We start from the raw sequence: 19,513 nt of genomic DNA on the forward strand, positions 1-19,513 counted from the left end.
CCCCGCAAGCCGAAAAACGCAGGGATGTGAAAGTTTTTTCACGAGTCTGAAATTGGGCTCAATTTGCCTCAGCAGCGTCCTCAAGCCTCAGTTGCACGCTCTGCCGACCGCCCCATGTGTTCACCTCGAGCCGCCCGGCGAAATGGAACCGCGCCCCACCATGATTGGACAGCTTTTCGCCCATTGGCCCGTCAAATGCCCCAAAGGCGATGGCGTCCAGACCACCGCCAACACCGTCGGCCAAGGACAGTTTCAGATGAGATTCGCCGACACGCTTGGCAAACCGTACCTGCAGGTCGGGCAGGGCGTATCGTGGGGCAGGAGCGCTGGCCCCGAACGGGCCCGCCTTTTCGATCTGTTCGATCAGGTCGATCGTCGCCGCGCCCGGCATCAGGGTTCCGTCCAGTTTCAGATCGGCCGGTCCGCCTTCGCCCGCGCCCTGTTTGGCCAGCAACGCGGAAAGCCGCTCCATCGCGGGCTCCAACTGATCGCGCATCACGGTCAGGCCAGCCGCCATCTTATGACCGCCACCTTTGACCAGAAGCCCCTCGGCCGCCAAGCGCTGGATTGAGGCACCTAAATCAACACCTGACACTGAGCGGCCCGAGCCCTTGCCCTCATCCCCATCAAAGCCAATGACAATCGCCGGGCGGTTCGAGCTTTCCTTAAGACGTGATGCTACGATGCCTACTACGCCAGGATGCCAACCCTCTCCCGCCGCCCAGACCAGGGGCGCGTCCAGACCACGTTCCTCGGCCTGTTCCAACGCGGCCGCGCGTACGGCGTTTTCGATATCGCGACGCTCGGTGTTCAATTCGTCCAGCCGCTGCGACAGCGCCTCGGCCTCGTGCATCGAATCCGTGCTGAGCAGCCGCGCACCAAGATCGGCCTGCCCGATTCTCCCACCCGCATTTACGCGCGGACCAAGCAGAAATCCCAGATGATAGCTGTTGGGCGCCGTGTCCATGCGCGCCACGTCGGACAGGGCCACCAGACCCGGCCTTTGCCGTTGGGCCATGACCTTCAATCCCTGGCGAACCAATGCCCGGTTCGCGCCGATCAGCGGGGCGACGTCCGCAACCGTTGCCAGCGCCACAAGGTCCAGCAGTGAAATCAGATCGGGGCCTTTGACTTCGGCCTCGCGCAGTTGTCGCCCGGCCTCGACCAGCATCAGAAACACAACGCCAGCCGCGCAGAGATACCCCAGATCGCCGCTTTCATCCTGCCGGTTCGGGTTCACCACGGCGACGCAATCGGGCAGGGTTTCACCGCCCAAGTGGTGGTCCAGCACGATGACGTCCGCTCCGGTGGCAGCCGCGATAGGCTCGTGGCTGAGCGTTCCGCAATCCACACAGATGATCAGGTGGTGGTTGGCAGCCAGTTCCTGCATGGCAGGGACATTGGGGCCATAGCCTTCGTCAATCCGGTCGGGGACATAAAGCGTCGCTTGCAGGCCCATCTGACGCAGCCAGACCAGCAGAAGGGCGGCTGAGCTGCCCCCGTCCACATCATAGTCCGCAAAGACCGCGATCCGTTGCTTATTCCGAACCGCCGACAGAAACCGAGTCGCCGCGGTTTCCATGTCTTTCATTGATCGCGGGTCGGGCAACAGCTCCTTTAGCCTGGGTTCCAGGAACCCTTCGGCTTCCATCGCCGGAACGCCGCGTCGTGCCAGAACCTGACACACGGCGCGGGGCAGGCCGGCCTGTTGTACCAGCATCTCAGTCGCGCGTTCCACTTCAGGCGTTGGCCCGACCCAACGCCGCTCGGTTAATGATTGTTCAACCCCTAGAAAGCTCATGACCCGCCCCTGATGTGCTAAGGCCGGACCCTCTCGGACCCGGCCTCATTGTCTTAATGGATAGCCTTGCGCGCGGTTCAGGCGCAAGCGGTTAGGCGTTGTCGTGCGGCCACGTCGGTGTGCGATAGCTCATACGCCTTACCGAACCGGTTTTCGACCGCATCAGCAGAGTGGTGGTTTCGACCCAACCCGGCTCGCGCTTGATGCGCGGCAGCAAAGAGCCACCGGTTACTCCGGTTGCGGCAAAGATTACGTCCGCGGTTACCATCTCGTCCCGATTATAGACGCGGTCCAGATCAGTGATGCCCGCCTTGGCGGCGCGGCCACGTTCGTCATCGTTGCGGAACAACAAGCGGCCAAAGATCTGTCCACCCATACATTTCAGCGCAGCCGCGGCCAGAACACCCTCGGGCGCGCCACCCTGGCCCATATACATGTCGATGCCGGTCTCTTCGCTTTCGGCGCAGTGCATGACACCGGCCACGTCACCATCGGTGATCAGGCGGATCGAGGCACCGGTTTCGCGCACTTCGGCGATCATCGCTTCATGACGAGGGCGCTCCAAAATGCAAACGGTGATGTCTGCGGGTTTGCACCCTTTGGCGTTGGCCAGCGCCTCAACACGCTCGCGCGGGCTCATGTCCAGGTTGACGACACCCTCGGGGAAACCCGGACCGATGGCCAGCTTGTCCATATAGACGTCAGGAGCATGCAGCATCGATCCGCGAGGCCCCATGGCGATCACGGTCAGCGCGTTGGGCATGTCCTTGGCGGTCAGGGTCGTGCCTTCCAGCGGGTCAAGTGCGATGTCCACACCCGGGCCGTTTCCGGTTCCCACTTCTTCACCGATATACAGCATCGGTGCTTCGTCGCGCTCGCCTTCACCGATGACAACCACACCTGCGATGTCCAGCAGGTTCAGCTGTTCGCGCATGGCGTTCACGGCTGCCTGATCGGCGGCTTTTTCGTCGCCGCGACCGACCAGCGAGGCCGAGGCCAGAGCAGCCTGTTCCGCAACCCGCGCAAGGCCCAGAGACAGCAGGCGGTCGTTGAAATCTACTTTGGCAGCACTCATGTTCTGTATCCTCAGGTCAGTAAAGGCGTTTTGTCCGGCATAGCCTGCGTTTCATGCAGGCCGCAAGGGTCAAACCTCTTCAATTCGCAAAGCAACGGGTTCACCGGCCACCACGTCGGTGTCGCGAAGCCCGTCGAGGGCAACGTCCAGCGTTGCGCGTGTGGTCTTGTGGGTGACGATCAGGACCGGTGCGGTGCTTTCCGAATGCCCGTACTGGCGCATCCGGTCGATCGAAACGCCCGCATCGCCCAGAATCGCGGCGACTTTGGCCAGAGCACCCGGTTTGTCGAATAGCGCGAGGCGCAGATAGTAAGGGGCGGGCAGGCCGGTCACGGCAGGCTGCGCGTCCTGTAGAGAGGTAGCGGGTCGGCCAAAGGTCGGGATCTGCAGCCCGCGCGCCAGATCACAGACATCGCCCATCACGGCACTGGCCGTGGGGCCTTCGCCGGCGCCGGGACCGCGCAGGACAACCTGCTCGACCGCATCGCCTTCAATCACCACCATGTTGGTGCCGCCTTCCAGTTGCCCCAGAGGCGAGCTGCTGGGCACCAGGCACGGCTGCATCCGCTGTTCCAGACCACGCGCCGAGCGCTGCGCAACGCCCAGCAGCTTGATGCGATAGCCCATGTCGTCGGCCTGATGGATGTCATCCAAGCTGATCTGCTGAATGCCTTCGATCTGGATGCCGTCGAAATTCGGTTTGGTCCCAAATGCGATTGAGGACAGCAGCGCCAGTTTATGCGCCGCATCAATGCCGCCGACGTCGAGGTTAGGGTCAGCCTCAAGATATCCAAGCTGTGCACATTCTTCAAACAGGGCGTTATAGCCCAGTTCCTGAGATTGCATCCGGGTCAGGATGTAGTTGCAGGTGCCGTTCATTACCCCCATGACGCGGGTAATCTCGTTCCCGGCAAGCCCTTCGGTCAGCGACTTGATAACCGGGATACCACCGGCTACGGCGGCCTCAAACCGGATTACGCGACCGGCGGCCTCGGCCTTTTCGGCCAGTTCCTGACCGTGAATCGCCAGCAGCGCCTTGTTTGCAGTGACAACGTCCTTGCCGGTGGCAAGTGCCGCCTCAACCGAGGCTTTGGCGGGACCGTTCTCACCGCCGATCAGCTCAACGAAAACGTCGATATCATCGCGTTTCGCCAGCGCCACCGGGTCCGTTTCCCAAGCATAATCGGAAAGGTTCACGCCCCGGTCTTTGCCGGCATCGCGCGCTGATACGGCGACGATTTCAACAGACCGGCCCGTACGCGCCTGCAACAGGTCCGCGTGGCGGCGGATGATCCTCACGACACCCACGCCAACCGTCCCCAAGCCCGCAATTCCCAGCCGCAGCGCCTGTGTCATCCCGTGGGTTCCTTTCCGCTCGAAAACTTCGTCGTACCGGGCTTGTCACCCGTTCAGCGCTGCCTTAGCGGGTTCGGCGCTAGGGTGCAATGCGTCGCGACCCGGCACGGGTCCTGAATCGCAAAGGGTCAGTTGATTTCCGCAGCCTGAAGTTCTTCTGCCTTTTTCTCCAGCGCTTCGCGCCGGGCAATAAGGTCTTCTTCGACCTCTGCGGCCTCGGTTGCGGGTTCAACCGGCGGGCCGAGGTTTTCCTGAATGGGAATGAGCTCTGGATAGCGGGCTGATTTGACGCTCGGCTGTTCACGCCCTTCCAGTTCCGGAAAATCGGTGCATCCGGTGCAGGCGAGCGTCAGGATCAGCATAGGCAGGGGCTTCATTCAGATCCCTTTCACGGTGGATTGCAAACGTGATGCAACTTTTATGGCGTTGGTTCAAGCGGGGTTCTATCTGAACAAACGTTCAGATACGGTGCGGGAATGGCACGTACTCAAGGTTCACATTCCGATATCACCGGCCCACGCATCCGCAAGGCGGCGCTGGCTTTGTTCGCCCGCCACGGCTATGCCGCCGTATCCATGCGTCAGATTGCGGGTGAGGTCGGGGTGCAGGCGGGGGCGCTGTATAACTACACGCCCGACAAGCAGAGCCTGCTGTTTCGTCTGATGCACGAACACATGCAGGACTTGTTGTCGGCCTATGACGATCTTGATCAATCGGCGGATGCGTCCGAAGCCTTACGCCAGTTTGTCGGGTTTCACATCCGTTTTCACCTTAAACGCCCGGATGAGGTGTTCATTGCCTATATGGAATTGCGCAACCTGACGCCCGGGAATTTTGCAGAGATTGAAACGTTACGCCGCCACTACGAAGACGCGCTTGAGGCGATCCTGCGCAGGGGGCAGGCGGCCGGAGTGTTTGATATCGCCGACACCAAAATCGCGACTTTGGCTGTAATCGCCATGCTCAATGGTGTCATGACATGGTACCGAGCCGGCGGGCGCCTGTCGCTGGATGAGGTCGAACAGGTTTATTGGGACATGGTCCGCCGGTCGGTTTCGGCCTGAGCGACCTAGTGTGCTGGGCGAATGAAGGTGCCGTTGCGAAGGTCCCGGAAGGCTTGCTCCAGCTCTGTCTTCGTATTCATGACGATGGGGCCGTGCCAGGCGACAGGTTCGTCAATCGGTGCGCCCGAGATCAGCAGGAACCGGACACCTTCAGGCCCGGCCTGAACAGTGATTTCATCCCCGGTACCAAACCGGACCAGCGTCCGGTCACCGGACATGTCGCGGATATTCACCTCTTGTCCGGCGACTTCTTTTTCCAGCAGGATGCCGGAAGGTTGCGAGGCGTCGGCAAAGGCAGCCTTACCGTCGAACACATAGGCAAAGGCGCGGCGGTAGGTATCGATTTTGAGCGTCTTTTTGACCCCTGCCGGGACATGGACATCCAGATATTGCGGATCGGCAGCGATCCCGTCGACCGGGCCGGTCTTGCCCCAGAATTCACCCACAATTACACGCACCTTGGTGCCATCATCATCAGTGATTTCCGGGATGTCCTTGCTTTGGACGTCCTGATAACGCGGCGCGTTCATTTTCTGCGCCGAGGGCAGATTCCCCCACAACTGAAATCCATGCATCTGGCCTGACGGATTTCCAGTCGGCATCTCCTGATGCAGAATCCCGGAACCGGCGGTCATCCATTGAACGTCTCCAGCGCCAAGTGTGCCGCTGTTGCCCAGCGAATCCGAGTGCTCAACCGAACCGGTCAGAACGTAGGTGATCGTCTCGATCCCGCGATGGGGGTGCCAGGGAAATCCGGCCTGATAATCCTGTGGACGCTCGTTCCGGAAGTCATCAAACAGCAGAAACGGGTCAAGCTCGGACGGGTCCTGAAAACCGAACGCGCGGTGCAGCTTGACGCCTGCACCTTCCATTGTGGTGATGGCTTTCCGGGTTTCCAGAACGGGTCTTAGCGACATGATGGCCTCCTGCAGCTCTGGTCACCATGTATTTTAGGCTGGGACAGCGTCAATCGGCAGAAAAGAACGGCAAATGTGCAAAAATCAGCAGTTGCAGCCCCCCTGTTTTTTCCCACCAGAAGTCGCTAAACCCACGGGAAGACAACAGGGGTTCACATGCAACAAGAAATTCTAGCCACGATTAAGCCGTCACCTGCCAGACGTTGGCTTGGCGTTGGGATGCTGAGCATCGTTGGCGCTTTGGTTCTGTCTGTAGCACTGGCGCAACCGCCCGAACCCCTGTGGTTGGTCTTTCTGCTTGCGGTTGGCGGCGCGGCGTTCTGGCTGGCGTATCGAATGTGGCACGCGACGAACGACTGGATCGAGCTGACGTCTTCCGAACTCAGAACCGGGGGAGGGCAACTTATCGCCAAAGTAGAGGATATCGAGGCCGTCGACCGGGGAGTATTCGCGTTCAAACCTTCGAACGGGTTTCTGCTGAAAACACGTGTTGCTGGGGAAAACAGCTGGGCGCCCGGGCTATGGTGGCGTGTGGGGCGCCGGGTGGGCGTCGGCGGAATGACTGCCGCCGCCGAAACCAAATTCATGACTGATGTGCTTAGCTCGTTGGTGCTACAGGCACATCCAGTTCATTTTGCTGACAACCCTGCACGGAAACTTCCCCGGGGATCAGATCAGTGAAACGCGGGCGCGTGAAGACAAAGTTTTCGAACTTGCGCTTACCGTTCAGCCAACCGTTCAGCAATGGCGGTTTGAACACAGGATCATAGTCGTTTGTGGTTTCGACGATGATCAGCGTGTCCAGGTCAGACATCGGCGGAAGCCTGTCGCGAATTAGGTGAATGTTGTCATTTCGCCACTCGAATCCAAAACCGCAATCTGACGACCAGTCGACATAATGGCGATCGTCTTCCTCTTTGAACATTATGAAAGTCATGCGCATTTTCAGCGGTGCCTGGTTACCAACCATTTGGCGCAGCATGACATACATCGACGACACATACGGGTCAGTGATGGTATTAGTCTCACGCGAAACTAGGTCGCCCACTGTGTAAGAAGCTTTGAGGTTAGCAGTGCTCTGGCGGAAAGCGTCATAAAGCGAAAAGGTTACCGTGACGGTCCAAACAAGCATAGGGAACAAAACAATAGCTTCTAAGGACAGAGTGCCATTCTCGCGACGTACAAAGTCGCGGATAAATCGCTGTATGCGTGTAAGTAATAGCGTCATATCAAGGCTCCTGAACAAAGGCTGTCGTCGCCGTCAGCGTAACCAGGCCATCATCAGTCGTTAGCGCTCGCCCAAAGGTGGTTGTGGCGAGAATCGGATTAACCTTTGCGCAGGCACGTAGAACCATCAGCTCGTTCGATCCGCCGTTTGAGAATTCTCGTACAGGTTTGGCCGGTTCCGCCCTGTCAACACAATCCACTGTCGGGTCGATATTGATACCAACGTAGGGGTCCTGGACCACCATCTCCAATCGCAAATTGGCAGAGCAGTTGTTGATAATGCTTGATCTGCTGCAGATCGCATCTTTGATCGAGTCATGCGTAGGCCCTGAGCCGGTTCCAAGGCGAATATCGCGCACCACTAGATCTACCGATCGTTCCAACATCGATTGCTGGATCGAGACCATGGCGTACTCAATGGCTCCCAAGATGAAGAACATGTACAGGGGGAAAAGGATAACGAATTCAACGGTTAACGACCCGTCTTCAACCTGTTTGAAACGCGCTATTTTTTGTAGTGCTTTGCGTATCATTGCGTCAGCCTCAGGCGCTTGATCGACGAAGCGATGGACTCGAACGCTTGCTCAAGCGTCAGGTTTTCCCCAAGGTTACCTTCATCGTTGACCTCGTAGACGAAAGCAGGACCACTGGCGCAGTTTTGGATCGTAGTGAGACCGCTTGTCGGTGCTTCGAAGGCGATGCCGTAGATTTTGACTTTTTTGCTTTCTTTTATCTTTGAGCAGATAGAGGTTGTGCGGGTATTTTTTGTGCCTGAGTAAATGTTGCTGTACGCGTTTGCGTACCATTCGTTATAGTGGTCGGAGTCCCACTCATAATTGTTTACGGCATTCCAATAAAGCGACGCCTGGTTGAACAATTCTGGATAGGTCAGCCGTGTCGCTGTACCTGGTTCGTCCTCCAAGTCACCATAGCGGTGATCATTGCCGTCCAGTTCCTGTCGTGTCCAGTAGTACTCTTGCGGGCTTTCCGACGAGAGGACGCTGTATTCGTCACCAGTGACGGTTCTGGTTTCCCACCTCCCACGCCTTCTATTATAGTACTCCTCCGTCCACTCAGTGGCGGGGTTGTACCAGACATCTGACATTCCATCACGCAGGTCTGATCTTAGTACTGCTTGGGAAGTATTCTGACCATCGGTCATGACGATGATGATTTTCTGAACATCTGCATCGTAGTCCATGGGGCGATTGTCAAACGTTTTAGGTACAACCGTTTTTGCATCCAATTCAGTCGAAGTGGGGTCCACTTTCTGGCGGGTTAACTGTTGGATGATGGGCCGAATTTCAGGGTCAACCAATGCGGCGCCCCATTTCATACCGATTTCAATGGACGTGTTTCCCGATGCAGTAAGAGCGTCAATCTGATCGTTCAGGTCCGAAATAACATTGGTGACCGGGGTGATGTCACTTCCGGCCCTTGTTGGACAAACCGTTCTGAGGTTGCTTCCTGATCGACTAGTATAGGGGTCGAAATGAGCCGCTCTGATCAAGCTGGTCGAAGGGCTCAACCCTTTTTCCGAATACTGGGCTGTGGTGAAGTTCACGCAATGCGAATAGCTATGTTCAGTTGTTGCATTCACGAATTTCCCCAGGATGTTTTCCCCGGCATTCACCTGTGTTGCATAAGGAACAATCGAAATTGATATCTTGTCCGGGTTTTCCTTTGCGTACATTGCCGCAACGAATTTCTTGGCCGCTTCACGCAGAACCTGGATTTTGGTTTTACCCGCCTCAGCAGACGGGTCACCCATTGAGCCCGACATATCCAGAACCAACGAAATCTCGATTGACCCAACGGACTCTTCCGCTGTGCTGCTGACCACAGAATGCAACTTGGGAATGCCAGCAAGATACATAAATGCAGTGTGGACGGTCACTTCAGCGTCTGCTGTCACACGCCTTGAACCGATACCAGCGACAACTTCGGGTTCTTTCGTCAGCTTGCCCCTCACTCCGGACTTCTCAAAGTATTCTTTAACAACTTCCGCCGGGGGAAGCTCCTGATCAAGGTCAGCGGCAGCGAGAACCGCGCGGTCCAGCGTGGCCTGAAGATTTGCCCGGTCGCGCTCGAAGTGCATCATATCGACGCCCATGCCGGTCAAACAGATGATTATTAGAAAGCCCGACACTACAAGTATTGTGAACACGCCACCATCTTCGTCCCGAGCGAAACGACGAGCCGAACAGGTGAAGCTCTTAATTTTCTTAGAGCCGCTTCTAAAAACGCGCATTATCATATTGATGACCTCGCTGAGCAGACATCCAAACTGCCAAGGAAATATTAACTTTCAAAAATTAACGCCGAATCGTGGCGGGATTTAGGCGAAAAAGCCGCCGTCTTGACCGGTTTGCGGGAAAAAGTGGGATAATTTGAGGGCGTTAGGTGTTTCTGTTGTCGTATACGCGACAATTCCGACTGGGTAGTCAGGCTCGGGCGACTCAGGGGTTCGAAAAATTATCTTCGGGTTTTGTCGGTTTTATTTTCGCTTAAATATTGATCGTTTACGTATTGGGTGCGACAAAACGTCAGAACGTAAGTCGTTCGCTGGCACGGAGGATTAAATGACGGCCATCAAAGAACCCAGCTTTCGCGAGAGTGTGGACCTCATGTTCAACAGGGCGGCGTCCCTGATGGACCTGCCTCCGGGGCTGGAGGAAAAGATCCGGGTCTGTAACGCCACCTACACGGTGCGGTTCGGTGTACGACTGCGTGGTGAAATTCACACCTTCACCGGGTATCGCTCGGTTCATTCCGAACATATGGAACCGGTCAAGGGTGGTATCCGCTACGCCTTGGCAGTGAACCAGGATGAGGTCGAGGCGCTGGCGGCGCTGATGACTTACAAATGTGCTCTGGTCGAAACGCCGTTTGGTGGCTCAAAAGGGGGATTGTGCATTGATCCCCGGCAATATGAAGAGCATGAGCTGGAGCAGATCACCCGGCGCTTTGCCTATGAACTGGCCAAACGCGACCTGATCAACCCGTCTCAGAACGTGCCCGCGCCTGATATGGGCACGGGTGAGCGTGAGATGGCTTGGATGGCCGACCAATATGCTCGCATGAACACCACCGACATCAATGCGCGCGCCAGTGTGACCGGCAAGCCGCTGAATGCCGGGGGTATCTCGGGGCGGGTGGAGGCGACCGGACGGGGCATTCAATACGCCTTGCGCGAATTTTTCCGTCACCCTGAGGACGTGCAGAAGGCGGGGCTGTCGGGCAAGCTGGATGGCAAGCGCATCGTCGTACAGGGACTGGGCAATGTGGGATACCACGCCGCAAAGTTCCTGAGCGAAGAGGATGGCTCGCGGATCGTTGGTATCATCGAATGGGATGGTGCGCTGTATAATCCCGACGGAATTGACGTCGAGTCCGTGCGACAGTGGATCGTGAAGCACGGCGGGGTCAGCAATTACCCGGATGCCACGCATTCGGCTGAGGGGTCCGAGGTTCTTGAAGCGGAATGCGATATCCTCGTCCCGGCTGCGCTTGAGGGTGTGATCAACCTGAACAACGCCGAGCGGATCAAGGCGCCTCTGATCATCGAGGCGGCAAATGGTCCTGTAACGGCCGGCGCGGATGAAATCCTGCGCAAAAAAGGCACGGTTATCATTCCCGACATGTATGCAAACGCAGGCGGTGTGACGGTTTCCTATTTTGAGTGGGTCAAGAACCTCAGCCATATTCGTTTTGGCCGGATGCAACGCCGTCAGGAAGAGGCGCGCCACGAGTTGATCGTCAGCGAGTTGGAGCGGTTGGACCGCTATCTGGGTGACGCATGGTCGATGACCCCGGATTTCAAGACCAAGTATCTTCGCGGCGCAGATGAGCTGGAGCTGGTGCGTTCCGGCCTCGATGACACCATGCGCATTGCCTACCAGTCCATGCGTGAGGTGTGGCACAGCCGTGACGATGTCGAGGATCTGCGGACTGCGGCTTATATCGTGGCCATTGACCGCGTTTCGAAAAGCTACCGCGCCAAAGGGCTTTAAGTTCCGGCTGGGGCGGACGGGTTCGATCGGTCGCCCCAGTGCAACACGATGGTGAGTGGTGCAAAACGACAATGGCGGGCAAGCCCCGCCGAGGGTAAACTGCCGCGAATGAAACGATTCCGGGAGACCCCCATGTTGCGTACCGCCTTTGCGGCCCTTTTGCTTGCCACACCTCTGGCTGCCCAAGAAACCAAAGAACAAAGCTGCCAGTATCAGGCCGATGTCGTTGCGGCGATCCAGGAAGCGCGACTGGATAGGGTCAAGGAACGCGACGTGCCGCAGGCGGTAGCTGACAGCAGTCCGACCTGGCCCGAAAGCTACAATAACGCCATCCCACTGATCACGCCTTGGGTCTATGAGCAGAAGATGCGCGATGTCCGCAAAAAGGACCTTGGCGCGGCGTGGCTGGAGCTGTGCCTGCAGCAATAATCCACAGGCCTACCATTTCTCTGTGGACAACCGCGCGCCTTCCCCTTGGCGCGCGTTTTCATTTCTGTCAGGTTTGACCCATGTCACTGCCCCCCGGTTTTCTTGATGAACTGCGCACCCGGCTGAGCCTGTCTCAGGTCGTCGGGCGCAAAGTCATGTGGGATCAGCGCAAGTCCAATCAAGGCAAGGGCGACATGTGGGCGCCATGTCCTTTCCATCACGAAAAGACCGCATCCTTCCATGTCGATGACCAGAAGGGGTTCTATTACTGCTTTGGCTGCCACGCCAAGGGGGACGCGATTAGTTTCGTGAAAGAGACGGAAAATGTTTCGTTCATCGAAGCGGTGGAGATTCTAGCGCGTGAAGCCGGAATGCCTATGCCTGCCCGTGATCCCAAAGCGCAAGAGAAACAGGATCGTCGCGCGCAGTTGGCCGAAGTGATGGAACAGGCGGTGCAGTTCTTCCGCCTGCAGCTCAAGACCGGAGCCGGCGGAGCCGCGCGCGACTACCTGACCCGTCGGGGGCTGGACGCTCAGGCGTTGGAGCGGTGGGAAATCGGATTTGCTCCGGACGGCTGGCAGGCGTTGTGGGATCATCTGCGGGGCAAGAATGTCGCCGAGGGCCTGATCCTTGGGGCAGGTTTGGCCAAGCCGTCAAACAAGGGCAAGAATCCCTATGACACCTTTCGCAATCGGATCATGTTCCCGATCCGTGACCCGCGCGGGCGGTGTATCGCTTTTGGTGGTCGGGCGATGGACCCAAGTGACAACGCCAAGTATCTGAATTCGCCCGAAACCGAATTGTTCGACAAGGGTCGCAGTCTTTATAACCACGGCCCCGCACGTCAGGCGGCGGGGAAGGGTCAACCGCTGATCGTGGCCGAAGGGTATATGGACGTGATCGCTCTGGCCGAGGCCGGATTCGGCGCGTCGGTCGCACCGTTGGGCACGGCGATCACGGAACACCAGCTGCAACTGCTGTGGCGCATTGCGAATGAACCGATCGTCGCGCTGGATGGTGACACGGCCGGTTTGCGCGCCGCGATGCGCGCTGTTGATCTGGCGCTGCCTCTGCTTGAGGCCGGAAAATCTCTGCGCTTTGCCCTGATGCCCGAAGGTAAGGACCCGGATGACCTGCTGCGGGCCGAAGGGGCAGGGGCCATGCAATCCGTGCTGGATGGGGCCATCCCGATGGTCAAATTGCTTTGGCAACGCGAAACCGAAGGCAGGGTGTTCGACAGCCCGGAACGTAAGGCAGCGTTGGACAAGGTGCTGCGCGACAAAATCAAGCTGATCCGCGATCCCTCGATCCGGTCGCATTATGGGCAAGAGATCAAGGACCTGCGCTGGCAGCTTTTCCGTCCGCAGCGGCAGCCGCAGAACCGCCAGTGGCAACCACGCGGCAAGTGGCAACCGCAGAAACAGCCAGCAACACCCGGTGCGCGGTCCTCTTTCCTGGCCTCATCCGAGGGGGCGGATATCCAGCTGCGTGAAGCGGCCATACTGGCCATCGCAGCGCTAAACCCACAGGTCGTCGTGCAATTCGAGCACCAGTTGGAAGAGATGGAGTGCCGCGATCCCGACTATGCGGCTCTGCGCCAAGCAATTCTGCGTCACGCGATTGATGATCCGGATCATCTGCAGGACCACATTGCTGAAACTTTGGGGCCTGAAGCCCTTGAAAACCTGCTGGCCCTTCGCCATGTCGCAGTAATCCCCTGTGTGTACAAACCAGGCGACGTTGAAAAGGCCGAGATGACGCTGGCCGAGGAACTCGCAAAGATCAAAGCGCTCCAGGGGTTGGATGCTGAGATTGCCGAAGCTGCAGAGGAATTGTCCGATTTGGCCGATGAGGCGCTGACATATCGGCTGGCGCAAGCCGCTGAAGAGCGCAACCGCACGAGCCGCAGCCAGAACGAGGATAGGGCCGTATTCGACATCGCCGACAACGGCGCGAGAATCAACCGCGACGAGAAAGACGCGTTCAAGGCAATCATGTCCGGGATCAATTTCGAACGGAAACGCCGCTAAACTGGTGTTTTCGTAAGGCACTTGAAAAGAAAAACAGGTAAACGGGTGGCCGAATCACTTCTACGCGCTAATGATTCGGTACAAACGAATCACCCATCCCTGCAGGAGCATTGAATGGCCGCCAAAGACACGACCGAAGATCGCAAATCCGACGAGCAGGAACAGGAAATCTCGCTGGACATGAGCCAGGCCCAGGTCAAGAAGATGATCGCCGAGGCCCGCGAGAAAGGCTACATCACCTACGACCAGCTCAATCAGGTGCTGCCGCCGGATCAGGTCAGCTCGGAACAGATCGAAGACGTTATGTCGATGCTGTCCGAGATGGGCATCAACATCATCGAAGATGAAGAGGCCGAAGAGGAAGAGAATAAAGGCTCGACCGAACTGACCACCACCGAAAGCAACCGTGAGGTTGCGCTGTCCGGAGCTGCAACCGAGAAACTGGATCGCACCGATGACCCGGTTCGCATGTATCTGCGCGAGATGGGTTCGGTTGAACTGCTGAGCCGCGAAGGCGAGATCGCCATCGCCAAGCGGATCGAAGCCGGTCGCAACACCATGATTCTCGGTCTGTGCGAAAGCCCACTGACCTTCCAAGCGATCACCATCTGGCACGACGAATTGCTAAGCGAAGACATCTTGCTGCGTGACGTCATCGATCTGGAGGCCACATTTGGCAACCAGTTGGACGAAGACGGCGATGTGGAGGAACCAGTCGTTGATACCTCGGCTGTTCAGGCCGCCAAGCCAGCCAAGGACACTGGGCCGGAACTCGACGCTGATGGCAACCCGATTGCCAATGACGACGACGATGACGACGACGATCAAGCCAACATGTCGCTGGCCGCGATGGAAGCGGCCCTGAAGGATCAGGTTCTGACCACACTGGAGCGCATCTCGACCGACTTCTCGATGCTGTCGGAAATGCAGGATAGCCGGATCTCGGCCACCCTGAACGAGGACGGATCGTTCAGCGAAAAGGACGAAGAGACCTACCAGAAGCTGCGCGCCGAGATTGTCGAACTGGTAAACGGGCTGCACCTGCACAACAACCGGATCGAAGCACTGATCGACCAGCTTTATGGCATCAACCGCCGGATCATGTCGCTGGACAGCTCGATGGTGAAACTGGCCGATCAGGCTCGTATCAACCGTCGTGAGTTCATTGACGCCTATCGGGGCCGCGAACTGGACCCGAATTGGCTGACGGACATGGCAGAAAAGCCGGGCCGAGGCTGGCAGATGTTCATCGAACGCTCGACCGCGAAGGTCGAGGAACTGCGCAACGATATGGCTCAGGTCGGTCAGTATGTCGGTCTCGACATTCCTGAATTCCGCCGCATCGTGCAGCAGGTTCAGAAGGGCGAGAAAGAGGCGCGACAGGCCAAGAAGGAAATGGTCGAAGCCAACCTGCGTCTGGTGATCTCGATCGCCAAGAAATACACGAACCGTGGCCTGCAATTCCTTGATCTTATTCAGGAAGGCAACATCGGCCTGATGAAAGCGGTGGACAAGTTCGAATACCGCCGCGGCTATAAGTTCTCGACTTACGCCACGTGGTGGATTCGTCAGGCGATCACGCGCTCAATCGCGGATCAGGCGCGCACCATTCGTATTCCGGTCCACATGATCGAGACGATCAACAAACTGGTCCGGACCGGCCGTCAGATGTTGCATGAGATCGGTCGCGAGCCGACGCCGGAAGAACTGGCCGAAAAGCTGCAGATGCCGCTCGAGAAGGTTCGCAAGGTGATGAAGATCGCCAAGGAGCCGATCAGCCTTGAGACGCCGATCGGCGACGAGGAAGACAGCCAGCTGGGCGATTTCATTGAGGACAAGAATGCCGTGCTGCCATTGGACAGCGCCATTCAGGAGAACCTCAAGGAAACGACCACACGGGTTCTGGCCTCGCTCACCCCGCGTGAGGAACGGGTTCTGCGGATGCGCTTTGGCATCGGCATGAACACCGACCATACCTTGGAAGAGGTCGGCCAGCAGTTCAGTGTGACCCGTGAGCGTATTCGCCAGATCGAGGCGAAAGCGCTGCGCAAGCTCAAACACCCCAGCCGGTCGCGAAAGTTGCGGTCTTTCCTGGATCAGTAAAGTCAAAGGCGCCTCGATCGAGGCGCCTTTTTTCTGGCAGCCGAAACCTTCACGTTGACCGGTTCAACGATCAATTTGGCGGCAACTCACAAGTCCCACCCCCTATACGTCTATATATCTTTGGCGTCCACTCATGGGACAGGCCGGGGCGAGGTGGCAATGCCGATGACCCCCGGCCACCCGGCTCAGGGGCTTTCCGGAAGATTCAAGCGGCTGCGGAAGGTGCTGGGTGCCTGCCCGGTCCAGCGTTTGAAGGCGGTCGAAAATGCAGGTTGATCTGAATAGCCCAGGGAAAAGGCGATCTCTGACAGGGGCATTCCGTTGGTAATGAAGGTTTGAGCCAAATCGCAGCGAAGGTCATCGACGATATCGCGATAGCTGACGCCCTCATCCTTGAGCCGCCTGGCAAAGGTGCGCGGGCTCATCCCCAGACTGGCGGCGGCTTCGTCGGCATTGATTACCGTGCCGGGCATTGACCGGGTGATCAGCCCTTCGACCTGCGCGCGTAGTTTTTGTTTGGGCGAGCGCCGCTCGGCAAGAACGCGTTCACCGTATTCCAGAAGATGCGCCCTTAGGTTCGGGTCATAGGTCGGAACAGGCATATCCAGAGCCGAAGGCGCAACGACGATCTCAAGCCGTTCCGAGCCGAATACAACAGGACACCCGGCAAGTTTTTGAAAACTCTTCTGGTTTTCGCCAATCTCGTGCTGAAATCTGATTTCTATGGGAAAGAAATTCGTTTGCGTCAGCGCTCGCATCCGGGCCAAACCACTGAACATCAGGAACTCGGTCCTGCGATGGTAGCGGGCAAAGCTGGCGTCTTTCCAATCGGCTTCGATGGTGGCGAAGTTTCCGGCATGGCGCAGGCTAAACATCAGCGCGGGGTCAATGATCCTGTGAAACCGGGACGTATTCTCCATGACCTGCCGAAGGTCTCGTGAGTATTTGCTGATATAGGCGGTGAGGCTAGAGGCGGATTTGAACTGCAGCCCGGCCTGAGCCGCAAATGTGATGTCCCCCAGCGCGTCGCAGGCATAGCGTACGAACAACGCTTCTTGATGGGCTGTGCAGCTGGTTTCCGGTATTGCAAGGGTTTCCCGGGTCAGATCGCATTTTTCAAGGATGTGGTCTGACACTTTGGTTCCGTTCGTTCGTTGATCAAGCGCTCGGGTCAGCAACTGGATGCGGGCGATATCAACTTCCATGGCAATTCCCACTGTATTTTCAATGTGCTTGCACGCAAAGCGACAGGATGTGCAGTTCCTGCCCAAAGTAAATGTATGTTGTCTGGAATTCGAATGGTTTTGGCGCATAAACACAAGACCTGAGCGTAGGTATTCATTATTTTTCGCCCGTTGTCGGGTCAGCGCCTTGCCGGGGATGGGGGCAGAGCCCTGGAAACCGCACCTATCCGGTGGCTCCCCGGCACGTTTCAACGCTGTGATTGGCCGGATGTCCTCTTGTCGCATTGCCGGGTCGGGACCGGGATGAAAGGGTTGAAGTCGAGATTTAGCGAACCCGAAAGATATGCCGATCCTTGTTTCCACCGACTTCAAGGACATCCAGGATACCATTGTATTTGATGGGGAATGTGTCCTGTGTTCGGGGTTCTTTCACTTCATGTTGACGCGGGACAAAGCGCGACGCTTTAAGTTTGCAACGGCTCAATCCCCGCTAGGGCAACGGCTGTACCGCGATCTTGGCCTGCCAACGCGGGATTTCGAAACCAATCTGGTCATTGTGAATGGCAGAGTGCATCAGCGCCTTGATGCTTTTGCCGCTGCAATGAAAAGCCTGCCGGGATTCTGGCCAACTCTGTCCCTGTGCCGGTTCCTACCGGGATGGATCAAGGACCCGCTCTACCACTTGATTGCGCGCAACAGGTACAAGATCTTCGGGCGCACGCAGACCTGCTTGATCCCGGGTTCCGCGCTACGGAGCCGTTTTCTGCCCGAGGGGTTCTGAGTGCGACCCGATCCCTTTTTGCAATCCCTGCCTTTGAGGGCTGATGTGCCCGCGGCTGTTCGGCGCTTTCACGATGCTCCGGGTCTCTATGCCGGACGGTGCAGTGTTGTCGAGGGCAGGGGGTGGCTGATCGCTCTGGCCTTGCGTCTTGGGCGTTTCCCCCGGGGTGCCGAAGATATTCCGGTGCAGATCAGGATCGACCGTGATGGAAAGGAATGGCGATGGGTGCGGGATTTTGACGGTCACACCACGCGGTCTCGGCTGACTTTTGATCACGGTGCCGAATGTGTTCGTGAGAAACTGGGCTGGCTGTCCATTTGGCTGATGCCTGAGATCTCTGACGGCCGTCTGCTGATCCACATACGACGCCTCAGTGCTTTGGGACTGCGCTGCCCCGCTTTTCTGTTGCCGCGTTCTTCAACCGTGGAATGGCAGGACGAAACAGGGCATTTCTGTTTTGACGTGTCGGCTGATATGCCCGTACTTGGACTGCTGATCCGGTATCGCGGATGGCTGGAGCCCGTTCACGACCTGCAGCGTCCGGGCTGAAAACATCGTGAAGCGGCTTTGTCTGTTTTTAAAGTAAACTAAGTCAATACTTACCTCGAAACAGGAAAGAGTTTGATTATGAAAAAAGTTATGACTTACTTAGCGTTTGCTGCGATTGTGTTGGGCTCTACGGCGTCGGCTTCGTTCGCTCGATTTGGGTATCAGACCGTTGCTTTGAACCAAACAGAATTTGAAGTGATTCCAAGAGGGCGTACAGATGTGGATGGGTACTGGTGTGCGGCGTCTGACTTTGCGCGCAGAACGCTGGGGGCGAGCTGGCAGCAGCGTATCTACGTCAAGCGCGGCTACGGCCCCAGTGAGGCGACGGGCCGCAAAACGGCCGTGCAGTTCTCGCTTACGGCGCCAGAAGGGGTCCCGCAGCAAAGCAGTGGTGTTTTCTCGGCAGGGTTTCAGCCGGGTTTCAGCATGTCCGTTTCAGCCGCCAATGGTCGGTGCAACATCCGCCCCTTCTTTGACTGATACAAGGCTGCCCGCCTGATGCAGACCGAGCTTACAATCTCGACGCAGGGTCCGGGGCTTTATGAATTCACCCCGGATTTGCGTCACTGGCTGAAATCGGCCGGGGGTGATGGCGTGCTGACACTATTCGTGCGGCACACCTCCTGCTCGCTGGTTATTCAGGAAAACGCGGACCCCGAAGTGCAGACGGACTTGCGCGCATTTTTTGATCGGCTTGTGCCGCCGTCGGATCACCCGGCGATGGCGTATTTGCGGCACACATATGAAGGACCGGATGATATACCTGCTCATATCAAGGCCGCGCTTTTACCTGTGTCGCTGTCGATCCCCGTTGTGTTCGGACAGCCGGTTCTGGGTACGTGGCAAGGTGTCTACCTGTTCGAGCACCGCACCGCGCCGCATCACCGAATGATTGCGGCGCATTTCGCGTAGATTCACGATATAGCGGTGAAAAATTCCGACTACCCAAATCCTAGCGGCTACCCTATAGTTGTGGATAAGTAA

The 19,513-nt window shown here is 57.5% G+C and carries 19 protein-coding genes; 10 read left to right on the forward strand and 9 right to left on the reverse strand.

Features of this window, described 5'->3' with window-relative positions; all coding sequences use genetic code 11:
• Window positions 1–58 precede the first annotated feature (58 nt).
• The 4 genes from recJ to AC2FEE_RS00935 form a co-directional block, all read right to left on the reverse strand.
• Window positions 59–1,801 carry a single-stranded-DNA-specific exonuclease RecJ gene (gene recJ, locus AC2FEE_RS00920; RefSeq protein WP_496862435.1) on the reverse strand — a complete coding sequence of 581 codons (1,743 nt, stop codon included), beginning with the start codon at window positions 1,799–1,801 and terminating at the stop codon, window positions 59–61.
• Window positions 1,802–1,892: 91 nt separating this feature from the next.
• On the reverse strand, window positions 1,893–2,876 hold the full coding sequence (gene glpX / locus AC2FEE_RS00925) for a class II fructose-bisphosphatase (protein ID WP_496862437.1): 984 nt from the start codon (window positions 2,874–2,876) through the stop codon (window positions 1,893–1,895).
• 69 nt (window positions 2,877–2,945) lie between these two features.
• Window positions 2,946–4,232: a homoserine dehydrogenase gene (locus tag AC2FEE_RS00930; protein WP_496862438.1), complete on the reverse strand. Its 1,287-nt coding sequence runs from the start codon at window positions 4,230–4,232 to the stop codon at window positions 2,946–2,948.
• A gap of 128 nt (window positions 4,233–4,360) precedes the next feature.
• Window positions 4,361–4,609 (reverse strand): hypothetical protein, encoded by a 249-nt coding sequence (locus AC2FEE_RS00935; protein ID WP_496862439.1) that lies wholly within the window; start codon window positions 4,607–4,609, stop codon window positions 4,361–4,363.
• A gap of 99 nt (window positions 4,610–4,708) precedes the next feature.
• Between AC2FEE_RS00935 and AC2FEE_RS00940 the strand changes: the two genes are divergently transcribed.
• Window positions 4,709–5,296, forward strand: a complete 588-nt coding sequence (locus tag AC2FEE_RS00940; protein ID WP_496862441.1) for a TetR/AcrR family transcriptional regulator — start codon at window positions 4,709–4,711, stop codon at window positions 5,294–5,296.
• Between the two features lie 5 nt (window positions 5,297–5,301).
• Here AC2FEE_RS00940 and AC2FEE_RS00945 read toward each other — a convergent pair whose 3' ends face one another.
• Window positions 5,302–6,213, reverse strand: a complete 912-nt coding sequence (locus AC2FEE_RS00945; RefSeq protein WP_496862442.1) for a pirin family protein — start codon at window positions 6,211–6,213, stop codon at window positions 5,302–5,304.
• Window positions 6,214–6,369: 156 nt separating this feature from the next.
• Between AC2FEE_RS00945 and AC2FEE_RS00950 the strand changes: the two genes are divergently transcribed.
• Window positions 6,370–6,894 (forward strand): hypothetical protein, encoded by a 525-nt coding sequence (locus AC2FEE_RS00950; RefSeq protein ID WP_496862444.1) that lies wholly within the window; start codon window positions 6,370–6,372, stop codon window positions 6,892–6,894.
• On the opposite strand, the gene AC2FEE_RS00955 is transcribed toward AC2FEE_RS00950, so the two are convergent.
• Genes AC2FEE_RS00955 through AC2FEE_RS00965 form a run of 3 tightly spaced genes read right to left on the reverse strand, consistent with a single transcriptional unit; the run spans window position 6,812 to window position 9,691 of the window.
• The gene (locus AC2FEE_RS00955) at window positions 6,812–7,441 is read right to left on the reverse strand and encodes a TadE/TadG family type IV pilus assembly protein (protein ID WP_496862446.1); all 630 of its coding nucleotides are present in this window, start codon (window positions 7,439–7,441) and stop codon (window positions 6,812–6,814) included. The two genes, AC2FEE_RS00950 and AC2FEE_RS00955, sit on opposite strands and share 83 nt — an antisense overlap.
• 1 nt (window position 7,442) lies before the next feature.
• Window positions 7,443–7,973: a TadE/TadG family type IV pilus assembly protein gene (locus AC2FEE_RS00960; protein ID WP_496862448.1), complete on the reverse strand. Its 531-nt coding sequence runs from the start codon at window positions 7,971–7,973 to the stop codon at window positions 7,443–7,445.
• Entirely contained in the window at window positions 7,970–9,691 is a 1,722-nt protein-coding gene (locus AC2FEE_RS00965) for a Tad domain-containing protein (RefSeq protein ID WP_496862450.1), read from the reverse strand. Before AC2FEE_RS00965 ends, AC2FEE_RS00960 begins: the two co-directional genes overlap by 4 nt.
• Window positions 9,692–10,022: 331 nt before the next feature.
• Between AC2FEE_RS00965 and AC2FEE_RS00970 the strand changes: the two genes are divergently transcribed.
• The 4 genes from AC2FEE_RS00970 to rpoD all read left to right on the forward strand — a co-directional run bounded on the left by AC2FEE_RS00970 (window position 10,023) and on the right by rpoD (window position 16,015).
• On the forward strand, window positions 10,023–11,453 hold the full coding sequence (locus AC2FEE_RS00970) for a Glu/Leu/Phe/Val family dehydrogenase (protein ID WP_496862451.1): 1,431 nt from the start codon (window positions 10,023–10,025) through the stop codon (window positions 11,451–11,453).
• Window positions 11,454–11,585: 132 nt separating this feature from the next.
• Window positions 11,586–11,882: a hypothetical protein gene (locus AC2FEE_RS00975; protein WP_496862453.1), complete on the forward strand. Its 297-nt coding sequence runs from the start codon at window positions 11,586–11,588 to the stop codon at window positions 11,880–11,882.
• Between the two features lie 80 nt (window positions 11,883–11,962).
• Window positions 11,963–13,912: a DNA primase gene (dnaG, locus tag AC2FEE_RS00980; protein WP_496862454.1), complete on the forward strand. Its 1,950-nt coding sequence runs from the start codon at window positions 11,963–11,965 to the stop codon at window positions 13,910–13,912.
• A 114-nt stretch (window positions 13,913–14,026) separates the two neighbouring features.
• Complete coding sequence (gene rpoD / locus AC2FEE_RS00985; RefSeq protein WP_496862455.1) at window positions 14,027–16,015, forward strand: RNA polymerase sigma factor RpoD; 1,989 nt, start codon at window positions 14,027–14,029, stop codon at window positions 16,013–16,015.
• 185 nt (window positions 16,016–16,200) lie between these two features.
• On the opposite strand, the gene AC2FEE_RS00990 is transcribed toward rpoD, so the two are convergent.
• A complete protein-coding gene (locus AC2FEE_RS00990) occupies window positions 16,201–17,220 on the reverse strand; it encodes a helix-turn-helix domain-containing protein (protein WP_496862456.1) in 1,020 nt (339 codons plus the stop codon).
• A gap of 322 nt (window positions 17,221–17,542) precedes the next feature.
• On the opposite strand from AC2FEE_RS00990, the gene AC2FEE_RS00995 reads away from it, so the two are divergent.
• From AC2FEE_RS00995 to AC2FEE_RS01010, 4 genes are all read left to right on the forward strand, one after another.
• Window positions 17,543–17,980, forward strand: a complete 438-nt coding sequence (locus AC2FEE_RS00995; RefSeq protein WP_496862457.1) for a thiol-disulfide oxidoreductase DCC family protein — start codon at window positions 17,543–17,545, stop codon at window positions 17,978–17,980.
• A gap of 45 nt (window positions 17,981–18,025) precedes the next feature.
• Entirely contained in the window at window positions 18,026–18,529 is a 504-nt protein-coding gene (locus tag AC2FEE_RS01000; RefSeq protein WP_496862458.1) for a DUF4166 domain-containing protein, read from the forward strand.
• Between the two features lie 78 nt (window positions 18,530–18,607).
• Window positions 18,608–19,009, forward strand: a complete 402-nt coding sequence (locus AC2FEE_RS01005) for a hypothetical protein (RefSeq protein ID WP_496862460.1) — start codon at window positions 18,608–18,610, stop codon at window positions 19,007–19,009.
• 18 nt (window positions 19,010–19,027) lie between these two features.
• Window positions 19,028–19,441 carry a secondary thiamine-phosphate synthase enzyme YjbQ gene (locus AC2FEE_RS01010; protein ID WP_496862461.1) on the forward strand — a complete coding sequence of 138 codons (414 nt, stop codon included), beginning with the start codon at window positions 19,028–19,030 and terminating at the stop codon, window positions 19,439–19,441.
• Window positions 19,442–19,513: the final 72 nt, after the last annotated feature.

Source organism: Ruegeria sp. YTSC199, from assembly GCF_059609725.1.